This window comes from Micromonospora sp. ATCC 39149, assembly GCF_000158815.1.
Lineage (GTDB): Bacteria > Actinomycetota > Actinomycetes > Mycobacteriales > Micromonosporaceae > Micromonospora.
On sequence record NZ_GG657738.1, the window covers coordinates 527,000 to 533,645 of the forward strand.

Annotated in this window: 5 protein-coding genes; 4 read left to right on the forward strand and 1 reads right to left on the reverse strand. The window is 73.2% G+C overall.

Annotated features, from left to right (window positions below; translation table 11 throughout):
- A partial coding sequence (locus tag MCAG_RS02215; protein ID WP_083802163.1) for a LacI family DNA-binding transcriptional regulator occupies window positions 1-1,019 on the reverse strand: 1,019 nt, incomplete at its 3' end.
- Window positions 1,020-1,328: 309 nt separating this feature from the next.
- Here MCAG_RS02215 and uxaC point away from each other — a divergent pair.
- From uxaC to MCAG_RS02235, 4 genes are all read left to right on the forward strand, one after another.
- Entirely contained in the window at window positions 1,329-2,759 is a 1,431-nt protein-coding gene (uxaC, locus tag MCAG_RS02220; RefSeq protein WP_007071363.1) for a glucuronate isomerase, read from the forward strand.
- On the forward strand, window positions 2,756-4,060 hold the full coding sequence (locus MCAG_RS02225) for an enolase C-terminal domain-like protein (RefSeq protein ID WP_007071364.1): 1,305 nt from the start codon (window positions 2,756-2,758) through the stop codon (window positions 4,058-4,060). Before uxaC ends, MCAG_RS02225 begins: the two co-directional genes overlap by 4 nt.
- On the forward strand, window positions 4,051-5,541 hold the full coding sequence (locus MCAG_RS02230) for a mannitol dehydrogenase family protein (protein WP_007071365.1): 1,491 nt from the start codon (window positions 4,051-4,053) through the stop codon (window positions 5,539-5,541). Before MCAG_RS02225 ends, MCAG_RS02230 begins: the two co-directional genes overlap by 10 nt.
- A gap of 98 nt (window positions 5,542-5,639) precedes the next feature.
- Window positions 5,640-6,398 (forward strand): HD domain-containing protein, encoded by a 759-nt coding sequence (locus MCAG_RS02235; protein WP_036371982.1) that lies wholly within the window; start codon window positions 5,640-5,642, stop codon window positions 6,396-6,398.
- Window positions 6,399-6,646: the final 248 nt, after the last annotated feature.

Sequence of the window (6,646 nt, forward strand, 5' to 3'; positions counted from 1 at the left end):
TCGATGGGGGCTTCTCCGGTGGAGGCGCGGATGACCAACTCGGTCTGGAGCATTACCTGTGCGCTCGTGCGACGGGTGCCGACTGCCGTGCTCCTCCCGGTGCCCCACGGCGCGTCGGTGTCCCGTTGCAGCAGCATGTCGACAGCCGTCCGGCCGGCGGCCGCGGTAGGTGTGGCCACCGTCGTCAACTTGGGCCGGGTGAGCCGGCTCAGGGCGATGTCGTCGATGCCGACGACGCTGACGTCCCGCGGCACCCGGACCCCGAGGGCGTCGAGCCCCTCGATCAACCCGATCGCCATCAGGTCGTTGTAGGCGAGCACGGCGGTGACGCCGCTGCGCTGGACGTGATCGGCCAGCGCGAGGCCGCCGTGCTCGGTGGGTGGGTTGGGGCCGAGGACGGTCAGCTCCGCGCCGCCGGCCCGGGCCGCGGCGGCGGCGGACCGGCGGATCTCCCGACTGGTCCACGAGCCCCGGGGGCCGCCGAGCAGGCCGATCGCGGTGTGGCCGAAGCCGACCAGGTGCTCGATCGCCGAGCGGGCCCCCTGCCCGACGTCCATCATCACGCAGGGCAAACCGGTCACCCGGCGGTTCATCACCACCAGCGGGACCTCGCGGCTGAGCTGCTCGATGAGACTGTTGCTTATCCGGGGACTGCACAGCAGCACCCCGTCGACCTGCTTGGCGAGGGCGCGGACCAGCTCCTCCTCGGCCGTCGGGTCCTCGTTCGTGTCCGCGACGAAGACGTGGTAGTCGCGCTGCCGGGCCTCCCCCTCCGCCGCCTTGATCAGCGGTGGGAAGAACGGGTTGGCGATGTCGGCGACGATCAGGCCGATGTTGTGGGTACGGCCGGTGATCAGGGCCCGCGCGGCGCGGTTGGGCCGGTAGCCCAGGTCCTCCGCGCAGGCCAGCACCCTGACCCGGGTCTCCGGGTTGACCAGGTGTGGCGCGGAGAACGTGCGGGAGACCGTGGAGATGTGCACGCCGGAGGCCCGCGCGACGTCCCTGATGGTGACTGGCACGGCGGCCCTCTCGTCCGGTGTCGCTGCGGTCACGTGGGTGCCGACAGTAATGCAAACGGTTGCTTCGGTGTCAACGCTCGAAGACTTCGACCAGGCTTCGAATACGCGCCCGCCATACGTTCACGTGCCATCAAAGCGGGACAAGCAGCACGGATTTTTTTCTCCAACGTTGACTCGTAGCAATCGATTGTGATTTCTTCACTGCAAACCTTTGCGCTCACCCGGGAGGCGCCCCGGACACGCGCCGTCGCGGCCCGCCCAGCCGGTCCGTAACCCGCACCGCCGACCGCATCCGAGGAGCCATCCGACGTGCCGACCACCTCCCGACCCGACCTGCTCCTCCCCGCCGATTCGGGCCTGCGCGCGCTGGCCCGCCAGCTCTACGCGCTGGCGGCGGAGCAACCGATCATCTCCCCGCACGGGCACGTCGACCCGGCCCTGCTGGCCGAGGACCGCCCCTTCCCGGACCCCTCCCGGCTGATCATCGTGCCCGACCACTACCTGACCCGGATGCTGCTCAGCCAGGGCGTGCCCCCGGCCGAGCTGGGCGTCCCGACGGTGGACGGCAGCCCGGTGGAGACCGACGGCCGGAAGATCTGGCGGCGCTTCGTCGACGGCTGGCACCTGTTCCGGGGCACCCCGTCGCGGCTGTGGCTGGAGCAGACCCTCACCGAGGTCTTCGGGGTGGACACCCCGCTGGCCCCCGCCACCGCCGACGCCGTGTACGACCAGGTCGCGGCCCGACTCGCGGAGCCGGAGTTCCGGCCCCGGGCCCTGTTCGACCGGTTCCGCATCGAGGTGCTGGCCACCACCGAGTCGCCCCTGGACGACCTCGCCCGGCACGCGAAGCTCGCCGCCGACGGCTGGGGCGGCCCCGGCGGGAAGGTGGTCACCACCTTCCGCCCGGACAACGTGGTCGACATGGAGTTCGACAACTGGGCCGACAACGTCGAACGGCTTGGCGAGGTCGCCGGGGAGGACACCGGCACGTACGCCGGTTTCCTGGCCGCCCTGCGGCGACGCCGGGAGGCGTTCGTCGCGGCCGGTGCGACCTGCTCCGACCACGGCCACCCGACCGCCCGCACCCTGGACCTCGGGGCGCGGGAGGCGGCGGCGCTGTACGAGCGGGGCCGGCGCGGCGAGGCCGATGCCGCCGACGCGGAGGCGTTCCGGGCGCACATGCTGCTGGAGTTCGCCCGGATGTCCATCGACGACGGCCTGGTGATGCAACTGCACCCCGGCTCGGTGCGCAACCACAACCGCTGGCTGTACGCCCGGCACGGCCGCGACGTCGGCGGGGACATCCCGCAGGCCACCGAGTACCCGCACGCGCTCACCCCGCTGCTGGACGCCCACGGCAACGACCCCCGGTTGCGGGTGGTGGTCTACACCCTCGACGAGTACACGTTCACCCGGGAGCTGGCCCCCCTCGCCGGCGGCTACGCGGCCCTCTACCTCGGCGCGCCCTGGTGGTTCCTGGACTCTCCCGAGGCGCTGCGCCGGTTCCGGGAGGCGGTCACCGAGACCGCCGGCTTCTACAACACCGCCGGGTTCGTCGACGACACCCGGGCGTTCTGCTCCATCCCGGTGCGCCACGACGTGGCCCGCCGGGTCGACGCCGGCTTCCTCGCCCGGCTGGTCGCCGAGCACCGGCTGACCGAGGAGGAGGCCGCCGAGACGGTCGTCGACCTCGCCTACCGCCTGCCCAAGAGGGTATACAAGATCGGGGAAAAGCTGTGAGTGTCAGGATCACCTCCGTCGACGTGCACGACGTGCGCTTCCCGACCGCGGCGGCCGGGGACGGCTCGGACGCGGTCAACCGGGGTGACTACTCGGCGACGTACGTCGAGCTGGGCACCGACGCCGGGACGGTGGGCGCGGGCTTCACCTTCACCAACGGGCGGGGCAACGAGATCACCTGCGCCGCCGTGCGGGCCCTGGCCCACCACGTCGAGGGCAAGACGATCGAGGAGATTGCCGCCGAGCCGGTGACGTTCTGGCGCTCGCTCAGCGCCGACGTGCAGCTACGCTGGCTGGGCCCGGAGAAGGGCGTCATCCACATGGCGACCGGCGCGCTGGTCAACGCCGTGTGGGACCTGCGGGCCAAGCTCGCCGGCAAGCCGATGTGGCGGTTCCTCGCCGAGTTGCCCACCGAGGAACTCGTCGCCAGCATCGACTTCCGCCACATCACCGACGCGCTCACCCCCGACGAGACGGCCACCATCCTCGACAAGGGCCGCGACGGGATGGCCGACCGGATCGCCCTGCTGGAGCGTGACGGGTTCCCGTCGTACACCACCTCGGTGGGATGGCTCGGCTACCCCGACGAGAAGGTCCGGGCGCTGACCCGCGAGGCGTACGCGCAGGGCTGGCGGGCGGTGAAGATGAAGGTCGGCGGGCCGCCGCCGGACGACCTGCGCCGGGCGCGGATCATCCGCGCCGAGATCGGCCCGGACGCGCTGCTGATGATGGACGCCAACCAGGTCTGGGACGTCGACGAGGCGATCACCAACATGACCGCGCTGGCGGAGGTCGACCCGTACTGGATCGAGGAGCCGACGCACGCCGACGACATCCTCGGCCACGCCCGGATCGCCCGCGCGGTCACCGAGCTGACCGGCGGCCGGTGCCGGGTGGCCACCGGCGAGGCCGCCGCCAACCGGGTGATCTTCAAACAGCTCCTCCAGGCCGAGGCGATCGGCGTCATGCAGATCGACGCCTGCCGCGTCGGCGGGGTCAACGAGGTGCTGGCCGAGATCGTCATGGCGGCGAAGTTCGGCGTCCCGATCTGCCCGCACGCCGGCGGCGTCGGCCTCTGCGAGTACGTCCAGCACCTGGCGATCTTCGACTTCCTGCGGGTCGGCACCAGCCTCGACGGCCGGATGGTCGAGTACGTCGACCACCTGCACGAGCACTTCGTCGACCCGGTGCGCACCCGGGGCGGCCGGTACCTGCTGCCCGAGGCCCCCGGCTACAGCGCCACCATGCGCCCCGAGTCGATCGCCGAGTTCCGCTTCCCGGACGGTCCGGCATGGCGGTGACCGGGAGAGCGTCCCGCCTCGGGTTGGCCGTGCTGCGCCGGCTGCCCCTGGCCAGCCGGCCGGTGCTACGCCCCGGCACCGTGCCGGCCGGGATCGTGCACCTGGGCCTCGGCGCGTTCCACCGTGCCCACCAGGCCGTCTACACCGAGGCGGCGGTCGGCGCGGCCGGCGGCGACTGGGGCATCGTCGGGGTCGCCCCGCGCAGCACCGAACTCGTCGAGACTCTCGCCGCGCAGGACAACCTGTTCAGCGTCACCACCATGTCCGCCGAGGGCGACAGCACCCGGGTCGTCGGGTCACTGGCCGGGGTCCGGCACGCGGCGAGCGACCCGAACGCCGTGGTCGCGCTGCTCGCCGATCCGGCGATCCGGGTGGTCACCCTGACCGTGACGGAGAAGGCGTACCAGCTCGACCCCGTGACCGGCCGGCTCAGCCCCGACCCGGCGCTCGCCGCCGACCTGGCCGGCGACGGGCCGCCGACGACGGTGCCCGGCCTGTTGGTACGCGGGCTGGCCGCCCGGGCGGCGGCCGACGCCGGGCCTATCGCGCTGGTGAGCTGCGACAACCTGCCGGCCAACGGTGCCCGGCTGCGCGGGCTCGTCGAGCAGGCGCTGGCCCGCTCCGGCACCTGCGACCGGGTGCTCGGCTGGGTCTCCGGGCAGGTCAGCTTCCCCGGCACGATGGTGGACCGGATCGTGCCGGCCAGCACGCCCGACACCCTCGCCGCGGCACGGCACGCGCTGGGATTCGCCGACCTGGCGGCGGTGGCCGCCGAGCCGTACCGCCAGTGGGTGATCGAGGACGATTTCCCCGGCGGCCGGCCGGCGTGGGAGTTGGCCGGCGCGGTGCTCACCGACGACGTTGGGCCGTGGGAGCGGGTGAAGCTGCGCGGCCTCAACGGGCTGCACTCGGCCATCGCCTACCTGGGCGCTCTCGCCGGCCGGGAGACGGTCGCCGACGCGCTGGGCGTGCCGGGGCTGGCCGGGGTGCTGCGCCGGCTGGTCGCCGAGGAGGTGGCGGTCAGCTTCACCCCGCCCGACGGGGTGTCGATGGTCGCGTACGGGGACGAGGCGCTGGCCCGGTTCGCCAACCCGGCGATCCGGCACCGCACCCTCCAGATCGCCATGGACGGCTCGCAGAAGCTCCCCCAGCGGGTGCTGCACACCATCGTGGACCTGCGCGCGGCGGGCCGATCGGCCCGCTGGTCGGCGCTGGTGGTGGCGGCGTGGATGCGTTTCGTGTGCGGGACGGCCGACGACGGGGCGGCGCTGCCGCTGGCCGACCCCCTCGCCGACCGGATCACCGGCGCGCTGGCCACCGCCGACGGCACCCCGGCCGGGGTGGTCGACGCGCTGCTCGGGCTGCGCGAGGTCTTCCCCGCCGAAATGGCCGGCGACGACGAGGTCCGCGCCGACGTCACCGAGTGGCTGACCGCCCTGCACCGGCACGGGGTGACGACGACCCTGGCGGGGGCGGCATGAACGGGACGCCGGGCCGGCCGACGGCGAGATCGGCGGCGTTCCCGTCGCAAGGCCGACGACGGAGCCCGCAGACGGTGAAGATCAGCTATAAGTGGTGCATGGATTTCCCGCCGTACCTGGCCTCGATGCCCATGCACGCGATCACCGAGATCCACGGCGAGCCCGGCCTGTTGGAGCGGTTCCGGCTGGAGATCCGCGCGTTCGACGAGGGCGCGCGGGCTCGGCTCACCGCCGCCCTCGACCTCGCCGCCGAGCTGCACCGCGACGACCGGCGGGTGCGCGAGCCGTACCTGAACCACCTGCTGCGGGTCGCGATCAGGATGATGCACCACTACCAGGTACGCGACGCGGACGTGATCGTCGCCGGCCTGCTGCACGACACGGTGGAGGACCACCCGGCGGAGCTGGCGGGCGGTCACCGGGCGGGGGCGGCAGCCGGCGACGACAGCACGGCGCCGGCGCTCGCGACCCTCGCCGCGCGGTTCGGCCCGCGGGTCGCGCGGCTGGTCGCCGCGGTCACCAATCCCGCGTACGACCCGGACCGGGACCGGCACACGCAGTACCGGGAGCTCGTGGCGGCCAGCCTGGACCGCGAGCCGTGGGCCCGGGTCATCAAGGTTTCCGACTTCACCGACAACGGGGTCGGGTTGATCCACACCGTCGGGCCGAAGGTGTTCTCGTTGGCGACGAAGTACCGCCCGCTGGTGCCGGTCCTCCGGGAGCTGATCGCCCGACCGGACACCCCGCTCGCGCCGACGGTCAAGGAGCACATCTTCAGCCAGCTCGACCTCGCCGAGGAGCGCTTCGCCGCGATCCTCGACCAGCCGGTGACCGCCGGGCCGCCGACCAGCCGATAACCGCCCGCCCCCGGCCGGCCGGTGACCGCCAGCGCCGCGACCGGCCGCGGTGAGAACGGAGGACGGCGAGAACGGAGGCGGTCAGCGGCGCGGGAGGGCGCGGGCCGTGCGGCGGCGCAGGTCCGGCACCCGGTCCGGCGTTTCGCGCAGCACCACCCGCAGCGGGTGCGGGGCGTCGCCGGCGGCGTCACCGAGGACCGCCAGGAGCAGGCCGAGGTGACCGACGGGCTCGTCGGCGAGCAACTGCG